General features: G+C 47.4%; 12 protein-coding genes. 2 read left to right on the top strand and 10 right to left on the bottom strand.

Going from position 1 to position 18068, the window contains the following annotated elements:
- Positions 1-160 precede the first annotated feature (160 nt).
- A complete protein-coding gene (locus ACXAFV_RS02830; RefSeq protein ID WP_475124316.1) occupies positions 161-694 on the top strand; it encodes a DUF2529 domain-containing protein in 534 nt (177 codons plus the stop codon).
- Between the two features lie 478 nt (positions 695-1172).
- On the opposite strand, the gene ACXAFV_RS02825 is transcribed toward ACXAFV_RS02830, so the two are convergent.
- From ACXAFV_RS02825 to ACXAFV_RS02780, 10 genes are all read right to left on the bottom strand, one after another.
- Positions 1173-2777: a CTP synthase gene (locus tag ACXAFV_RS02825; RefSeq protein ID WP_475124315.1), complete on the bottom strand. Its 1605-nt coding sequence runs from the start codon at positions 2775-2777 to the stop codon at positions 1173-1175.
- Between the two features lie 384 nt (positions 2778-3161).
- A complete protein-coding gene (rpoE, locus tag ACXAFV_RS02820) occupies positions 3162-3737 on the bottom strand; it encodes a DNA-directed RNA polymerase subunit delta (protein ID WP_475124313.1) in 576 nt (191 codons plus the stop codon).
- A gap of 295 nt (positions 3738-4032) precedes the next feature.
- The gene (locus tag ACXAFV_RS02815; RefSeq protein ID WP_475124312.1) at positions 4033-4227 is read right to left on the bottom strand and encodes a hypothetical protein; all 195 of its coding nucleotides are present in this window, start codon (positions 4225-4227) and stop codon (positions 4033-4035) included.
- A gap of 410 nt (positions 4228-4637) precedes the next feature.
- A complete protein-coding gene (icmF, locus tag ACXAFV_RS02810; protein ID WP_475124310.1) occupies positions 4638-7904 on the bottom strand; it encodes a fused isobutyryl-CoA mutase/GTPase IcmF in 3267 nt (1088 codons plus the stop codon).
- Complete coding sequence (locus ACXAFV_RS02805; protein WP_475124308.1) at positions 7901-8554, bottom strand: TetR/AcrR family transcriptional regulator; 654 nt, start codon at positions 8552-8554, stop codon at positions 7901-7903. Before ACXAFV_RS02805 ends, icmF begins: the two co-directional genes overlap by 4 nt.
- Before the next feature lie 222 nt (positions 8555-8776).
- Entirely contained in the window at positions 8777-9916 is a 1140-nt protein-coding gene (locus ACXAFV_RS02800; protein WP_475124306.1) for an acyl-CoA dehydrogenase, read from the bottom strand.
- 415 nt (positions 9917-10331) lie between these two features.
- Positions 10332-11468 (bottom strand): acyl-CoA dehydrogenase, encoded by a 1137-nt coding sequence (locus ACXAFV_RS02795; RefSeq protein ID WP_475124304.1) that lies wholly within the window; start codon positions 11466-11468, stop codon positions 10332-10334.
- A gap of 45 nt (positions 11469-11513) precedes the next feature.
- A complete protein-coding gene (locus ACXAFV_RS02790; RefSeq protein ID WP_475124303.1) occupies positions 11514-12365 on the bottom strand; it encodes a 3-hydroxybutyryl-CoA dehydrogenase in 852 nt (283 codons plus the stop codon).
- 460 nt (positions 12366-12825) lie between these two features.
- Entirely contained in the window at positions 12826-14013 is a 1188-nt protein-coding gene (locus ACXAFV_RS02785) for an acetyl-CoA C-acetyltransferase (RefSeq protein ID WP_475124301.1), read from the bottom strand.
- A 387-nt stretch (positions 14014-14400) separates the two neighbouring features.
- Positions 14401-16515 (bottom strand): 4Fe-4S dicluster domain-containing protein, encoded by a 2115-nt coding sequence (locus tag ACXAFV_RS02780; RefSeq protein ID WP_475124299.1) that lies wholly within the window; start codon positions 16513-16515, stop codon positions 14401-14403.
- A 335-nt stretch (positions 16516-16850) separates the two neighbouring features.
- Here ACXAFV_RS02780 and cls point away from each other — a divergent pair, with 335 nt between their 5' ends.
- A complete protein-coding gene (gene cls / locus ACXAFV_RS02775) occupies positions 16851-18056 on the top strand; it encodes a cardiolipin synthase (protein ID WP_475124298.1) in 1206 nt (401 codons plus the stop codon).
- Positions 18057-18068 lie beyond the last annotated feature (12 nt).

The following is an 18068-nucleotide window of genomic DNA, read 5'->3' as shown; positions in this document are numbered from 1 at the left end:
CTCTTTATTCCTGTCATTAGATTCATAATTGTATTACTTCTACTACTGCGGTGAAAAATCCTGCTTTTTCTCCATTATTTTACTTAAACGCATTTTCCTTTATAATAAGCGATACAGCATAGATTGTCGAAGACTAATGTTCGACAAATGGAGGAGTGGAATGATGATCAAGATGTTCACGACCCAGTTACCGGGTTTATTTAAACGCATCTCTGAAAAGCAGGAGTTTGAAATCGAAGACGCCGCCAGGCTTTTAGCGCAGGCTGCTGTCGGACAGGGATCGATTTATATCAAAGCATACGGAGAAATGGAAGCTGTGACGGCCGAAGCATTATACGGGGCAGAGCCGCTGCCTTCTGTTAAAAAATTTGATGAGTACATTCCGGTGACTGAAGCAGACCGTGTACTCATCGTGACCCGCTTGTCGACGGATGAAGAAGCGGTTGAATTTGGGAAGAGCTTGGCGGATGAAGGTATTCCGTTTGTAGGGATTTCCGGTCTGGTTGGTGAAGGTGATGGTGATGGGCTCGCCGGAATTGCCGACCTTCACCTCGATACCAAGGTGATCAAAGGAATGCTTCCTGGAGAGGAAATCGGTGAGCGTGTTTGTATGCCGACGAGTATCGCAGCGCTCTATATCTACTTTGCGCTGGGGTTTGTGATTCGTGAGATGTTGGAGGAATACGAGGATTAAATTCGAAAGCCAAATTTATATGTAAGCCCGTCCCTCGATGCGTTAATGCAGTGAGGGACGGGCCTTCTGCTTTGGTTGTTCCTCTGTATACACGCAGGAGTATTAAGACCTGGTTATGCTCGATGTTCTCGGTTTTTCGCTCGAAGCTCTCGGTTTTTTGCTCGATATTCTGGATTTATGCTCGATATCACTAATTTTATGCTCTAACTGTCAAATCTCCAACTCATCGATTGCTCGGGATACCCTCATCTCCTTTGCTAATTTACTAAGATACAGGTTTTAAGGGCGGCTGCCGCACAGATATGGGCGATATTTTATATATAAGGGCGCAAATTCGATTTTATGGGCGAAATATCGAATATAAGGGCGATCTGCCGATTTCACGACAATATTCGACATCATCACACCACCCCCACCACACAAAAAAACCGCTCCCCCAAAAAGGAGAGCGGCCCCAAACCAAATCTATTCTACTCTATTACTTCTCACCAAAAGCCAGACTAGCTTCGACAAAGTCTCTGAACAATGGCTGCGGACGTGTCGGGCGTGATGTGAATTCCGGGTGGAATTGGGATGCCACGAACCATGGGTGATCCTCAAGTTCGATGATCTCCACAAGGCGTCCGTCAGGGCTTGTACCTGAGAAGATGAAGCCTGCTTTTTCCATTTGCTCACGGTAGTGATTGTTGAATTCGAAGCGGTGGCGGTGACGCTCGTAAACCACTTCTCCATCGTATGCTGCGTAGGCTTTTGAACCTTTCGTCAGTTTACATGGATATAAACCGAGACGAAGTGTTCCGCCAAGATCTTCGATGTCCTTCTGCTCAGGGAGCAGGTCGATGATCGGGTATGGCGTATCCGGGTTCAACTCAGCAGAGTGAGCTCCTTCAAGACCAAGGACATTGCGCGCATACTCTACAGATGCCAACTGCATACCAAGGCAGATTCCAAGGAAAGGCACCTTGTTTTCACGAGCATATTGAGTCGCGGCGATCTTCCCTTCGACCCCGCGGTCACCGAAGCCTCCTGGTACAAGGATTCCGTCTACGTCTCCAAGCTTTTCAGCTACATTTTCAGCATCAACAAGCTCTGAGTTCAGCCATTTCACTTCGATGTCGCTGTCGAAATTGTACCCAGCATGACGAAGAGCTTCCACAACTGAAATGTAAGCATCCTGAAGTTCAACATACTTCCCTACAAGTGCGATTTTCGTTTTGCGGGATAGATTCGTTACACGCTCGACCAGTTCATTCCATTCCGTCATTTCCGCTTCACGGCAATTCAGTTTAAGGTGCTGGCATGTAATATCATCCAGCTTTTGCTCCTGAAGGGAAAGAGGCACTGAGTAAAGTGTCGCTGCATCCATCGCTTCGATGACGGCATTTTTATCGATATCACAGAACAGTGCGATCTTGTCTTTCATATCCTGCGTCATTGGCATTTCTGTACGAACGACGATGACATTCGGCTGGATACCAAGGCTGCGAAGCTCTTTTACGCTGTGCTGAGTCGGTTTTGTTTTCATTTCACCGGCAGCTTTGATGTATGGCACCAACGTACAGTGGATGTACATGACATTATCACGGCCTACATCACTCTTGATTTGGCGGATCGCCTCAAGGAATGGAAGAGACTCGATATCCCCCACCGTTCCGCCGATCTCAGTGATGACAACATCTGAATTCGTTTCGCGGCCTGCGCGGTAGACGCGTTCTTTGATTTCGTTTGTGATATGCGGGATGACCTGGACCGTTCCGCCCAAATAATCTCCGCGGCGCTCTTTTTTCAGAACTGTAGAGTAAATCTTACCAGTCGTCACGGAGCTGTATTTTGTCAGGTTGATGTCTACGAAACGCTCATAGTGACCTAAGTCAAGATCCGTTTCCGCACCGTCATCCGTCACGAATACTTCACCGTGCTGATACGGGCTCATCGTTCCCGGATCCACGTTGATGTATGGATCGAATTTCTGGATCGTTACCGAAACTCCGCGGTTTTTTAATAGTCTTCCAAGGGACGCTGCTGTGATCCCTTTTCCAAGTGACGACACAACGCCGCCTGTTACGAAAATATACTTAGTCATGTATATGTCCCCCTTTTGATATGATTTGGTTCAAAAAAAGTAGAGGGTGTCTCCTATGTATCCTTGTCATGAAGTTATCTTGTTCAAAGAAGGAGAAGTCCATTCCCGCAAAATAAAATCATGGGCAAAAAACAGCTAAAAGACAGCCTCTTTTTTATAAATAATGGTAAGTTGTAAGGGGAAGAGAAAACGTGAATCAGCCTGCATCCTTCGCACAAGCCGTCCTGTAAAAAATAAAAAACGCCCCTCTTACCAAGTGGTAAGGGGAGCGTTGAATACTCTATCCGTCCTTTTTTAAGGAGCCCAAATAAAATACTACCTTCCTAAAAGAAAGAAGTCAAGCATAGAATGAGGTGAAGAAAATCTTCCTAATTCACAGAAAAATTAAAGTTTTTCATCCTCATCTTCTTCTAATTCTTCTTCCTCTTCCTCTTCATCGTCATCGAACTCATCGATTTCCAATTCTTCATCGTCATCATCGACATCAAGATCGTCAAGATCTTCGTCTGTGTCATCCACATCGTCGTCATCATCAGTCAGATCTTCGTCGTCTGTATCGTCAAGATCATCATAATCCAGATCGTCATCCAGATCTTCGTCGTCAAGATCATCGAATTCGTCAAGATCAAGGTCTTCGTCGACTTTCTTCTTCGCTTTTTTCTTTTTAGTAGATTTCATCGTCGGAACGGTTTCCTCTTCGATTTGATCAACCGGATACCATTCGCGGAGACCCCAGCGGTTTTCGCCAAGCGCAAGGAAACGCCCGTCGATGTTCAGGTCTGTATAAAATTGAACCATGCGGCTCTTAACCTCTGATTCAGAGATTTCAAGTAGACTTGTAATTTCATTCAACACTTCTTGAAATGTCATGGCTTGCTTTTTTTCCACCATGATCTCATGTGCCAATTCAATAAATGATGTTTGTCGCAATTCTTCCTTCGATAATTGTTTTAGACTCACTTCACGCACTTCCTTTCTCTATTTCACACTCTACTGAGAGAGTCACTAAAGCACAAGCATATTGCCCGGACGTGAACCGGACGAAGATGGCTAAAAAACTACAGCATACAGAAGCCTGTTGCAAGGCCTTCAACCACTATGTACTGCATTCATAGCAAAACCAAAGATTGATCCCCGTTACATGAGGATCGATAAAAAATGGCATAATCCTGCCATTATCATTTTAAGCATATTATTCATTATAAACAATATAAGAGACTTTATGCTATATATATCTAGCTTTTCTCTTATTTTTTTATTCTTGTGAATTCAGAAGGCTGCTGCTCTCTTCACTTTCCTCCCTGTCACCGTACCGGATCACCTTATACGCTTCATAAAAAAAGTAGAAGGACAAGAGAAGGAACGGGATCGCACCCAGCTGAAAGTGATACAAAACAAGAGCCCCATAAATACCGGCCGCAATAAGCGCATAACGCAAAAATGTCCTCACAATTTCACATCCAGTACAAGTCGTCTCAGGGTCTATTCATCCATTACCCATTATATAGCAAAACCACACCGGCATCTATCACAACAAGGTAAAGAATTGTAACTTTTCTGTATATTCAGCATAGACCGATTCCCCAAACTTTAATCACCATAAAACCAGAAAATCCTTTAGCAAAGTGAGGGACGGGCTTTTAGCGCTTTAACGCGTGCTGGGACGGGCCTTCGATAATGTGCCTTCAAAAATTGTCACCACCGATTGAAAAGCGCTATGAATGGCTGCTCCCAGCCCAAGCGCTATAGAAGAACTCCCTCCCTTTATCACTTCACCGCACGCTGGGACGGGCCTTCAAAAATCGAAAGAAGAAGAAAAGACTGCCGTCCACAACAACAGCAGTCTCCATCTATCTTCTATTACATATTCCGGCGGTATTGTCCCCCGACTTCATATAGAGCACGTGTGATCTGCCCAAGGCTTGCGACTTTGACGGTTTCCATCAGCTCCTCGAAGATGTTGCCTCCGTCGACGGCCGCTTTTTTCAAGCGTACCAGTGCTTCTTCGGCTTCATTTTCGTTGCGCGTCTGGAAGTCGCGAAGATTCTTGATTTGCGTTTCTTTCTCTTCCTTCGTGGCACGTGCGAGTTCCATGCTGTCCATCTGTTCTTCAGATGGAGGATTCGGATTCAGGTACGTGTTCACGCCGACGATCGGAAGTTCGCCGTTATGCTTTTTCATTTCATAGTACATTGATTCTTCCTGGATCTTGCCTCGCTGATACTGGGTTTCCATTGAACCGAGTACGCCTCCGCGGTCATTCAGGCGATCGAACTCTGTCAGCACCATTTCTTCCACTAAATCGGTCAGCTCTTCTGCTATGAACGATCCTTGAAGCGGATTTTCATTTTTAGAAAGCCCGTGTTCTTTCGTGATGATCATCTGAATCGCCATCGCACGGCGGACGGATTCTTCCGTCGGCGTCGTGATCGCTTCGTCATACGCATTCGTGTGAAGCGAGTTACAGTTATCCTGCAGCGCCATCAATGCCTGCAGCGTCGTGCGGATATCGTTGAAGTCGATTTCCTGCGCATGCAGCGAGCGGCCGGACGTCTGGATGTGATACTTCAGCTTCTGACTGCGCTCATCCGCACCGTACTTATCTCTCATGACCGTCGACCAGATACGGCGGGCAACGCGGCCGATCACCGTGTACTCCGGATCCAGACCGTTTGAGAAGAAGAACGACAGGTTAGGTGCGAACTTATTGATATCCATTCCGCGGCTTAAATAGTACTCGACATACGTGAATCCGTTTGCGAGCGTGAAGGCAAGCTGCGAAATCGGATTCGCTCCCGCTTCCGCGATATGATAGCCGGAAATTGATACAGAATAGTAGTTTCTCACTTTATGATCGATGAAGTACTGCTGGATATCACCCATCATACGAAGCGCGAACTCAGTCGAGAAGATACATGTGTTCTGACCTTGGTCTTCTTTTAAAATATCTGCCTGCACGGTTCCGCGCACGACTTGAAGCGTCTGCTCCTTCACTTCCACATACTCTTCCACTGTCAGCACACGGCCCAGCTCTTCTTCCTTCGCACGGATCTGCTGATCGATCGCCGTGTTCATGTACATCGCCAGGATGATCGGTGCCGGTCCGTTGATTGTCATTGAAACGGACGTCGACGGAGCACAAAGATCAAAGCCCGCATAAAGCTTCTTCATATCATCAAGCGTACAGATGCTCACGCCGCTTTCCCCGACTTTTCCGTAGATATCCGGGCGGTGATCCGGATCTTCTCCGTACAGGGTAACCGAGTCGAACGCCGTACTCAGACGCTTCGCATCATCATCCTTCGACAGGTAGTGGAAGCGGCGGTTCGTACGCTCCGGCGTTCCTTCACCCGCGAATTGGCGCTTCGGATCTTCCCCTTTTCGTTTAAAAGGAAACACACCGGCCGTATACGGGAATGAACCCGGAACGTTTTCTCTGTATACCCATTTGAGAATTTCCCCGTAATCCTTGTACTTAGGCAGGGCCACCTTAGGAATATCCAGTCCTGACAAGCTCTTTGTCTTCAGCTCGGTCACGATTTCCTTATCTCGGATTTTCGTGACGAATTGATCCTTGCTGTACGTATCCTTCAGATTCTCCCACTTCTCTAAAATCCCTTTGGATTCAGCAGTCAGCTTGTTCTCCACTTCTGCTTTCAACGTATTCAATGAAGTAAGGACTTCATCATTCTGTTCTTTTTCACGGAGGGCTTCCATCGCACCTTCAAGTTGGAACAGGCGGCGTGCAAGCTTTACTTGCTCTTCCGCATGTTTATGATAGTTACGGACTGTATCCGCGATTTCCCTTAAATAATAGCGACGGTTGTTCGGAATGATCACGTTCTGTTTTTCAACATCAACGTTTTTACCGAAACTTGTTTTCCAGTCAAGCTTCATTTTCTCATTTACTTTTTCAACGATCGCTGCAAATAATGCATTCGTGCCCGGGTCGTTGAACTGACTCGCAATCGTTCCGTACACAGGCATGTCATCAAGATCTTTATCAAACAGCATATGGCTGCGCTGATATTGCTTCTGAACTTGACGGCGCGCATCCTCTGAGCCTTTTCGCTCGAATTTGTTGATGACGATCAGGTCGGCAAAATCGATCATGTCGATTTTCTCAAGCTGTGACGGCGCACCGAATTCGCTTGTCATCACATACATGGACATATCACAGATTTCTGCGATTTCCGCATCCCCCTGCCCGATACCGCTCGTTTCAACGACAACAAGATCGTAGCCTGCCGCTTTCACCACATTGATGGCATCCTTGATCGCAAGCGAAAGCTCAGTCTTCGAACCACGCGTGGCAAGGCTGCGCATATAAACGCGAGGATTGAAGATCGCGTTCATGCGGATACGGTCACCAAGAAGCGCACCGCCTGTCTTCTGCTTCGTCGGATCGATGGATAAAATCGCAATCTTTTTCTCAGGAAGCTCGTTGATGAAACGGCGGATCAGTTCATCCGTCAATGAACTTTTCCCCGCGCCCCCGGTTCCTGTAATCCCGAGTACCGGAACCTTTTTCGCAAGAGTCTTAATTTCAGAGAAAACCGTCTGAGCCGTTGCCGCTACTTCTTCATTCGCCCCAACCTGATACTCAGCAAGTGAAATCAGCTTGGAAACGGCATTCACGTCACCAGTCGAGAGCTTTTCAACCTCGGAATTAACGCTTCCTTCAATCGTTGGGAAATCACATTCCTCTATCATCTGGTTGATCATCCCCTGCAGTCCGTGCTGGCGTCCGTCTTCTGGTGAAAAGATGCGGGCGATCCCGTACTCATGGAGCTCCTTGATTTCGCGCGGGATGATAACCCCACCGCCACCGCCGTAAATACGGATGTGGGAAGCCCCTTTTTCTTTTAACAAATCATACATATATTTAAAATATTCCACGTGTCCGCCTTGATAAGAGGAAATCGCAATCCCCTGAACGTCCTCCTGGATCGCAGCGTTCACCACTTCTTCCACGGAGCGGTTATGACCTAAGTGAATAACCTCTGATCCGCTTGCCTGAATAATCCGACGCATAATGTTGATCGATGCATCATGTCCGTCGAAAAGGCTCGATGCCGTCACGAAACGGACATGGTGCTTTGGCTTGTAAACTTCAACCGTGCTCATATTACTCCCCCTGTTCTCCTTTGTTTTTCAAAACCTATGACACCAGCAAAAAGCAGTTCGATTTGCAGATCGATGTATTCTTCGAGTGAAAACCTCTTTTGCAGTGCCCAGCGGCGGAATCCCCACATCTGCCCCTGGACGAATACATTCTGCGCGAGCATGTGGATCTGATTGTCATCAAGCTCAAGCTCGCCCGTCTCGACGCAGCGGACGATCAGCTTCTCGACCATTGCCACCATTTCAAGCTCTTTTCTTAGGACATAAGGCAAAGCGTCCTTCGATAATGATTTCGCTTCCTGATACATGACGAGGACTTCATCCTGCATCCGGTCCATCACCTGAAAATAATGGGCGATGCCGAGCTTGAGACCGTCCAGCGTCCCCTGGCCGATATCGAGCTCCTCAAGCTCCAATCGAACCTGCTCATAAATGCTGTCACAGACTAAATACAAAACATCTTCCTTTGTTCGTATATACTCATAAAGCGTTCCGATGCTGAATCCGGCGGCCTTGGCAATCTCTCTCGTCGTGGTGCGGTGAAACCCCTTCTGTTTAAATAGAGAGACGGCTCCCCGAATCATCTGATCGCGCCTTTTTTCCACTAACCGTTCATCTTTGACAGAAGCATGCACTTCCCTTTTTTTATCCACTAGTACCGACCGCCTTTATCACATTCTCCCATTGACCCCTCTTAGAGCCGCCTGCTTCGTCCCCCAACGAAGCGTGCGGTTTATATATGGAAACATACCCCTTTAATACGTATCGCAGATTAGAGTGTTGATTGCCATTGCCACGTCAGATGCCGGCAGTGAGCTGGGCAGTTTTTCTAACGCCCCGCAGGACGGCACCATCAACTCCAATCAAACTTCTATTTATTTCGTCACCATACGAGAAATAACCAAACGCTGGATTTCCTGCGTGCCCTCATAAATTTGAGTGATCTTCGCGTCACGCATGTAGCGTTCCACCGGATAATCCTTCGTGTAGCCGTATCCGCCGAAGATTTGGACCGCTTCTGTCGTTACCTTCATTGCCGTATCCCCTGCCATCAGCTTCGACATCGCAGATTCTTTACCGTAAGGAAGACCTTCCGACTCAAGCCACGCAGCTTGATAGGTTAATAGACGGGAAGCCTCGATGGATGTAGCCATGTCAGCGATTTTAAAAGAAATCCCCTGATTCGCAGCGATCGGTTTGCCGAACTGCTCGCGCTCTTTCGCGTAGTCGATGGACGCATCAAGTGCCCCTTGCGCAATCCCGACTGCCTGCGCGGCAATTCCGTTACGGCCGCCGTCAAGTGTCATCATCGCAATCTTGAATCCTTCCCCTTCTTTACCAAGAAGGTTTTCTTTCGGCACCTTACACTCTTCAAATACGATTTCCGTCGTTGGAGATGAACGGATACCGAGCTTCTTCTCTTTCTTCCCGACAGAGAAGCCTTCGAAATCTTTTTCCACGATGAACGCACTTGTTCCACGTTGGCGGGAAGATGGATCTGTCAATGCAAATACGATGTACGTATCAGCGATGCCGCCGTTCGTGATGAAGATCTTGGAGCCGTTCAATACGTAGTGATCGCCTTCTAAGCGGGCTGTCGTTTTCATTCCGCCTGCATCCGAACCTGAACCTGGCTCAGTCAAGCCGTACGCACCGATTTTCTCCCCTTGTGCCATCGGACGAAGATACTTCTGCTTCTGTTCTTCCGTACCGAATTTGTAAACCGGCCACCCCGCCAAAGATGTGTGGGCAGATAATGTTACACCCGTCGATGCACATACTCTTGAAAGCTCCTCGACCGCGATGCAGTATGCAAGATAGTCGCTTCCGATTCCGCCGTATTCTTCCGGCCAAGGAATACCTGTCAAGCCGAGCTCCGCCATTTTGTGGAAAATATCCATATCGAAGCGTTCTTCCTCATCGCGCTCTGCAGCAGTCGGTGCAACCTCATTGCGTGCAAAATCGCGTACCATTTTACGAATCATTTCATGCTCTTCAGACAACTTAAAATTCATGATCTCTTCTCCCATCTTTGTTGGAATCTATTTTGATAGTATTTTTTAAACGTAGTTTTCAGGCAGAGGCTGGCGGGTTAGACTCCGCTTTTGGTTTCCGTGCAAGACTTCGCTTTCCGCGGGTGACCCGTTAGCCTCCTCGTCGCTTCGCTCCTGCGGGCAGAAAAGCGGAGGCGGCTTGCTCAGAGGCGACAAGCATAAGGCGAGCAAGTCGGAAAGGCGTTCTTTGCCTTTTTGGCTTGCTTGACTTATGACCTCGAGCCTCTAGCCGCCGGAGCTAGACAAGTCTCACATTGGCCACTTCTCCCGCAGGAGTCTTCGTCTTGCACTCCAACCAACGCTGGAACCAGTCAATTTTCAAACTTAAGCTTTATCAAAGCTAATTCCCCACAAAACCTTATCTATAAAAACCTTCTTAAACCAACAGGTTCTTCCCAATCACCATTCTCTGAATCTCACTCGTACCCTCATAAATCTCGGTCACTTTAGCGTCGCGGAACAGGCGCTCGACTGGGTATTCTTTCGTGTAGCCATAGCCTCCGTAGACTTGGATGGCTTCGGTTGTGACTTCGACGGCTGTTTTGGAGGCGAAAAGTTTGGCCATGGAGGCTTCTTTTCCGCAGGAGATGCCTTGGGCACGGAGGTCAGCCGCTCTGTAGACCAAGAGCTTTGCCCCTTCAACGGCGGTTGCCATGTCGGCCAGCTTGAATCCTATTCCCTGCTGGGCAGCAATCGGCTTGCCGAATTGAACGCGTTCTTTTGCATAAGCGGTTGCGTAATCGAACGCTCCTTCTGCGATACCAAGCGCCTGAGCGGCAATTCCGATGCGGCCGACATCGAGGTTTGCCATCGCGATTTTAAAGCCTTCCCCTTCTTGACCCAGAAGGTTTTCTGCCGGTACCTTCATGTCTTCGAACGTCAGCTGAACCGTTCTTGAGCCGTGAAGCCCCATTTTGTGTTCGTCTTTCCCGATGATCAGCCCAGGCGTATCCTTCTCGACGATAAACGCCGATACCCCGCGGCTTCCCTTTGTTGGATCGGTCGCAGCGAACACGATATATGTATCCGCTTCGCCCCCGTTTGTAATGAAAACCTTCGAACCGTTCAGTACGTAGTGGTCGCCGCGTTTCTCAGCTTTTGACTTCAAGCTCTTCGCGTCGGAGCCTGCACTTGGTTCCGTCAAACAGAAAGCCCCAAGATATTCACCAGAAGCAAGCTTCGGAATGTACTTCTGCTTCTGTTCTTCATTTCCGAAATAAAGAATCGGATTCGTCCCGACCGATGTATGAACCGAGAGAATCACCCCGATGGTTGCGCTTACTTTTGAAAGCTCGTGAATCGCGATGATATAAGATGTAAAGTCCATCTCCGAGCCGCCGTATTTTTCAGGGATTGTAATCCCCATTAGGCCCAGCTCTGCCATTTTATTTAAAATCTCACGTGGAAAATGCCCCTCTTCCATTTTTTCCACAAAAGGCTGTATTTCTGTTTCTGCAAAATCACGCACCATTTTGCGCATCATCTGCTGTTCTTCAGTGAATCGTAATTCCATGATTGTCCCCTCCCGGATGTTCGTGTACATTACTCCAAACTCTATTTATTCGTAAGAGTAGAAACCTCTTCCTGTCTTTTTACCGAGCCAGCCTGCTTTCACGTATTTTCTAAGAAGCGGGCATGGGCGGTATTTGTCGTCGCCGAAGCCTTCGTGGAGTGTTTCCATGATGTAGAGGCATGTGTCGAGACCGATGAAATCTGCAAGCGTCAGCGGACCCATCGGATGGTTCATGCCAAGCTTCATCACTTCATCGATTGCTTCCTTGCTTGCCACACCTTCATACAGCGTGTAGATGGCTTCGTTGATCATCGGCATCAGGATGCGGTTCGATACGAATCCAGGGAAGTCTTCCACTTCAACAGGCACTTTGCTCAATGATTTCGTCATATCTTCGATCGATTGATATACTTCATCCGTTGTAGCAAGACCGCGGATGATTTCAACAAGCTTCATCACCGGCACCGGATTCATGAAGTGCATCCCGATCACCTGCTTCGGACGCTTCGTTGCCGCTGCAATTTCCGTGATCGGAAGTGAAGACGTATTGGTTGCAAGGATCGCATGCTCAGGAGCGATTTCATCCAGCTGAGCGAAGATCTTCGTTTTGATTTCCATGTTCTCAACCGCTGCTTCGATGACGATATCGACGTTTTTTGCGTCGTTGATATCCGTTGAAGCCGTCAGTCTGTTTAGTGTTGCTACTTTATCTTCTTCACTCATTCTTCCTTTTTCGACTGAACGGGAAAGGTTCTTGGTGATGACACCCATTCCTTTTTGAACGAATTCTTCTTTTAGGTCATTTAAAAGTACTTCAAATCCTGCCTGTGCACATACCTGGGCAATCCCCGAGCCCATCTGTCCTGCCCCGATGACCATGACTTTTTTGATATTCATAGTGTGTTCTCCCCTTTGTTTAAAAAATAGTTCCTCTACACCGCAGTTGGTTTCCGTGGAAGACTCCACTTTTCGCGGGTAGCCCGTGAGCCTCCTCGACTTTGCCTGCGGGGTCTCACATTGGCCACTTTTCCTGCAGGAGTCTTCGTCTTCCACTTCAATCAACCCTGGAACTAGTAATATTTAAATTTATAGTTTTGTGTACCTGGTACACCGGCGTGCCCGGTGCAGTGCCAGGCACAGAATCCCTGTTTTGTGCCTGGCACAAAGTGCATTGATTGTTCCTGGCACAATACGGCCTGATTGTTCCTGGCACCGCTAAATCTACGAATGGTGCCTGACCCAGATGACCCGGTTTTGAGCCTGGCTCAAAACCGCCAAATCGAGCCAGCCCCATCTGCGGCACCCACCTTCTCTCAGGCACCACACCCAAACCTAAAACTCTCTCAATCTACGAAACCTACTGCTTCGGCACCTCAATCATGACCGCATCTCCCTGTCCGCCTCCGGAGCAGATCGATGCAATCCCGATTCCGCCGCCGCGGCGTTTCAGTTCGTATGCAAGTGTCAGGATGATGCGTGCTCCGCTTGCCCCGATTGGGTGGCCAAGAGCGACTGTGCCACCGTTTACGTTGATTTTTTCAGGATCGAGACTGGCAATCTTACCGCTTGTCAGTGCTACTGCGGCGAATGCTTCGTTTATTTCAAACAAGTCGATTTCCTCTAATGTTTTACCTGTTTTCTTCAACAGTTCATTGATGACAAGTCCTGGCGTCTGCGGGAAATCCTTTGCTTCCACTGCAATCGCCGTATGACCAAGGATCGTCGCTAACGGCTTTTTGCCTTCTTTTTCAGCGCGTTCTTCACTCATCAGGATCATCGCTGCCGCTCCGTCATTGACTCCCGGTGCGTTACCTGCCGTGATCGTTCCGTCTGATCCGAATACCGGACCTAATTTTGCCAATACTTCAAGGGAAGTTTCCTTACGAGGTGCTTCGTCTCGATCGACAATCACCGGATCCCCTTTGCGCTGCGGAACTTCAACCGGCACGATTTCTTCGCCGAGCTTCCCTTCCTCAGTGGCCTTCACCGCAAGCTCGTGGCTTCTTAACGCCCAGCGGTCCTGATCATCACGCGTCAATTCGAATTCCTTCGCGGTTGCGTTTCCGTACGTCCCCATGTGTACGTTGTTGAAACTGCAAGTCAGGCCGTCGTGAACCATCAGATCCTTCACACTTGAATCACCCATCTTGAATCCCCAGCGTGCTTTAGGCAGAATATATGGCGCATTCGACATCGATTCCATTCCTCCGGCTACGATGACTTCTCCGTCACCGGCGCGGATGATTTGATCCGCCATTGTCACACTTCTCATCCCTGATGCACACACTTTATTGATCGTTTCCGTCTTCACATTCCAAGGCAGTCCTGCGTGACGCGATGCCTGGCGGGAAGGGATCTGTCCCTGTCCTCCCTGCAGGACCGAACCTAGGATCACTTCATCGATGTCTTCACCGCTGACCACCGCTCTATTCAAGGCTTCCTTCACTGCAAAACCGCCAAGTTCGGAAGCTGTAAAACTGCTCAATCCGCCTCCAAACTTACCGAAAGGAGTTCTGGCTCCATCTAAAATGACCGTTTTTCCCATGTAAATCCCTCTCCTTTTTCTTTCAGTTTGAGAATCAATTTTGTATACGCTTTCAAAAAATCCTTTAAGTATCAGGTTGTTCTTTCGTTCTCCAAGGAATTGTCCTGGTGACTGTCCTTTCAGTATATGGAATCTGCATTCAAGCCCAGCTTCTATCATTGTGACTGAACGCTCGCTCGACCAAATCCCAAAAGAGTAAGGGACAGATTCCGTCCCTTTCCACTATTTCCATTGTACTTCAAATTTGTGTAAAACGTAATGATTTTTTAGAAAGTTTTTATTTTTCATTTAAATTACTATTCTAGAAAAATAAACAGGAGTGAAACGCCATAATGTGTATTATGTTGTTTCACTCCTTGTGCAGATAACGTTTATAAAATGTAAGGCTTAAGCTACAACCTCATCCTTCTGATCACCGCAAACCGCTTTCTCAAGAAGTTCGGCAACGTCCAGTGTTGATACGTTTTCTTCGACTTCCTTCGCTTTCGTTCCATCGGAAAGCATCGTCAGGCAGTAAGGGCAGCCGGAACTGATGACGGATGGGCTGACGGCAAGTGCCTGCTCGGTACGTGACACGTTGACGCGGTGGCCTGTGTCTTCTTCCATCCACATGAGTCCTCCGCCGGCACCGCAGCACATTCCTTTCTCGCGGTTGCGTTCCATTTCAACGAGCTTCACGCCGGAAATCGCTTTAAGGATTTCACGAGGCGGATCGTACACTTCATTGTAACGGCCAAGGTAGCAGGAGTCGTGGAACGTGATCGTTTCGTTGACTTCATATTGAGGCTTCAGGCGGCCTTCCTTCACCAGGTCATAAAGAAGCTCGGTGTGGTGATAGACCTCTGCTTCCAATCCGAAGTCCGGATATTCATTTTTGAAAATATTATAAGCATGCGGGTCTATCGTGATGATCTTCTTGATTTCATGCTTTTCGAACTCAGCGATATTGTTCGTCGCAAGCTCCTGGAATAAGAATTCATTTCCTAAGCGGCGTGGTGTGTCACCTGAGTTCTTTTCCTTGTTCCCAAGGATCGCGAATTTCACGCCTGCTTCATTCATGAGCTTGGCAAACGAAAGCGCGATTTTTTGGCTTCGGTTATCGAATGAACCCATTGATCCGACCCAGAATAAATATTCGAAGTCTTCCCCTGCTTTTTTCATTTCTTTCACCGTCGGGATGTGAACGTCCTCTCTCGCTTCACGCCAGTTTTCACGTTCTTTGCGGTTAAGCCCCCATGGATTTCCTTGACGCTCGATATTTTGCATCGCGCGCTGTGCATCGGCATCCATTTTTCCTTCTGTCAGTACGAGATAACGGCGAAGGTCGATGATTTTATCGACGTGCTCGTTCATGACCGGACATTGGTCCTCACAGTTACGGCATGTTGTACACGCCCAGATTTCCTCTTCCGTGATGACGTCCCCGATCAATGACGGGCTGTATGCTGCACCGGCTGCTGCTTCTTCTGCTGCCTGTGTCGCACTTGCCATCGCAATCTGGTTTCCTTTCGTCCCGTTGAATGCGAATGTCGGCACCCAAGGTTTCTTTTGCGTAACGGCTGCACCGTGATTCGTCAGATGGTCACGCAGCTTCACAATCAGATCCATTGGCGAAAGCATCTTGCCTGTTCCGGTTGCGGGACACATATTCGTACAGCGTCCGCATTCCACACAAGCGTAGAAATCGATCATTTGATGCTGAGTGAACTCTTCTATTTTACCTACCCCGAAGCTTTCAGCTGATTCGTCTTCAAAGTCGATCGGCTTGAGTTTTCCAGGGTTGTCTAAGCGGTTAAAAAATACATTTGCAGGTCCTGCGATCAAGTGGGCGTGCTTTGATTGCGGCACGTACACCAAGAAGGCAAGTAAGAAAATCAGGTGAATCCACCATGCAATGTAGAAAATGACGATGGAAGCCGTCTCACCAATGGCGCCGAGTGCTCCCGCAATCAGTGACGCGACCGGCTCAGTCCAGGCAAGCTCTTCTCCATGCCAGATCAGGCTCATACCGTTTCCGACAAGGACAGAAAGCATCAAGCCTCCGATGAATAAAAGAACGAGTCCTGATTTGAACCCTCTTTTTAAACGAACGAGCTTTTCCACATAACGTCGGTGGAACGCCCATACGACAGCGACCAGAATCATCAATGTAACGAGCTCCTGGAAGAACGTGAAGCCTGGATACAATGGTCCAAGCGGCAAGTGGTTCCCCGGTGCGAGTCCTTTAATGATGAAGTCGATTGCTCCGAATTGTACTAAAATAAAGCCGTAGAAGAACATGACGTGGATCGCTCCACTTTTCTTATCCTTCAAGAGCTTTTTCTGTCCGAATACATTGACCATGATTTTGTCGAAGCGTTCTTTGAATCGTTTATCAAATTCGACTTTCTTTCCAAGCTTGATATATTCAATTCTCGTTTTGACCACATACACAAACAGACTCACTGCGTAAACGGTTACAAAAATGAACGCAATCCAATTGAGAATGAGTAATACATTCATCTCAAGTCTCTCCCCCTTTTTCGGCTCGTAAATGAACTTCCCCCTTTGTTCAAACTTTTACAAACCAAATTAATATTCAGAAAAATGTTCTTATGTCCATTATATAATGAATGAGCATTCAGTCAACGATTTTTTATAAAGAAACTTACAAATCATTTCTTATCTGGCAGCTCGTATACACCTCTATAGTAGTTCATTCCACCCTTTTTCTTCCATAGTCAAAAAGTATGAAGAAAAGGTTTCAAGCCTTCTGTTTTCAGGGAATAAAAAAAAGTGGAACACAATACAAGTTAGCGGACATACTAAGTTTATTGATTAATGAGAGAGTGATTCGAATGTGGTTATTTTACACACTGTTATTTATTGGAATCATCCTTGCCTGGATGGTGATTGATTTCAAGCTGGGACGAAGCAAATTCATCCGTACCCGCACCAGACGAACTTACGAGGATCGTTATAGTGATATAACATTAATTTCACGCGGACCGGAACTATTCGATAAGATGTTCACGGATATCAAAAATGCGGAATCTTCTATTCACATTCTTTTTTACATTGTGCAGAACGATCATCTTGGCTACCGTTTCATGGACCTTTTAAAAGAAAAGGCCAAACAGGGTGTGAAGGTCCGGCTGCTAATGGATCAAATCGGAAGCCTGCAGGTGCCAAGGTCTAAAGTCCATATGCTGAAGACTGTAGGCGTGGAGGTCGCATACTGCCAAAAAGTGAAATTCCCTTATCTTTTCTTTTCCTCCCAGCAGCGGAATCACCGGAAAATCACCGTGATTGATGGAAAAGTCGGTTATCTCGGGGGATACAACGTCGGGAAGGAATACATCGATGAAAATGACAAGCCGGAGCTGTCCCCGTGGAGGGATTATCATATGAGATTTGAAGGGGAAGGCGTTCTCGACCTTCAATCCGAGTTCTGTATCGACTGGCACCGTGCGACGCAGAAAAATTTGAAAAACGATTCCCTCTACTTCCCCCCATCCGAAAAAGGAAGTATGAAGCATCGGATTTTTCCAACGGAGGGCGTCAACATCGAACAGTTTTTCGGGGAATTCATCGAGGAAGCGGATGAATCCATCTTCATCGGGAGCCCTTACTTCATTCCGACCCGACATCTTATGGATAAATTAATGAACGCACTTGACCGCGGCGTCAAGGTGACGATCATCGTTCCGGATCAGGCGGACCATGCGCTGGTCAAGGAAGCTGCATTTCCGTATTTCAGGCCGCTGCTTGCTAAAGGAGCGCATGTGTATCAATACATGAACGGTTTTTATCATGGCAAAGTAATTATAATCGATGACTATTTCTGTGACATAGGAACAGCGAACTTTGATCAGCGAAGCTTTTATCTCAATCTTGAACTGAATAATCTGATCTATGATAAACATTTTATTAAAATAGCAAAAAAAGAAATCGATAAAGATATACAGGTATCCGACCGATTGACTTACAGTGATTTGGAGTCAGTATCTTTCTATACAAAATTCAAGGAGAAGGTCGCTTCGGCGATTTCACTTCTGCTTTAGGGGGTCTGCAGC

Source organism: Rossellomorea sp. ABR4_012 (assembly GCF_056159545.1).
The sequence above is the reverse complement of the archived record's forward strand: the minus strand, read 5'-3'. Positions and strand labels throughout refer to the sequence as shown.

What these genes read in the sequence shown, in the direction of transcription:
- cls (WP_475124298.1), top strand. Translation starts at nt 16,851, where the DNA reads ATGTGGTTATTTTACACACTGTTATTTATTGGAATCATCCTTGCCTGG.
- ACXAFV_RS02790 (WP_475124303.1), bottom strand. Translation starts at nt 12,365, where the DNA reads ATGAATATCAAAAAAGTCATGGTCATCGGGGCAGGACAGATGGGCTCG.
- ACXAFV_RS02780 (WP_475124299.1), bottom strand. Translation starts at nt 16,515, where the DNA reads ATGAATGTATTACTCATTCTCAATTGGATTGCGTTCATTTTTGTAACC.
- ACXAFV_RS02795 (WP_475124304.1), bottom strand. Translation starts at nt 11,468, where the DNA reads ATGGAATTACGATTCACTGAAGAACAGCAGATGATGCGCAAAATGGTG.
- ACXAFV_RS02825 (WP_475124315.1), bottom strand. Translation starts at nt 2,777, where the DNA reads ATGACTAAGTATATTTTCGTAACAGGCGGCGTTGTGTCGTCACTTGGA.
- ACXAFV_RS02830 (WP_475124316.1), top strand. Translation starts at nt 161, where the DNA reads ATGATGATCAAGATGTTCACGACCCAGTTACCGGGTTTATTTAAACGC.
- ACXAFV_RS02785 (WP_475124301.1), bottom strand. Translation starts at nt 14,013, where the DNA reads ATGGGAAAAACGGTCATTTTAGATGGAGCCAGAACTCCTTTCGGTAAG.
- icmF (WP_475124310.1), bottom strand. Translation starts at nt 7,904, where the DNA reads ATGAGCACGGTTGAAGTTTACAAGCCAAAGCACCATGTCCGTTTCGTG.
- ACXAFV_RS02800 (WP_475124306.1), bottom strand. Translation starts at nt 9,916, where the DNA reads ATGAATTTTAAGTTGTCTGAAGAGCATGAAATGATTCGTAAAATGGTA.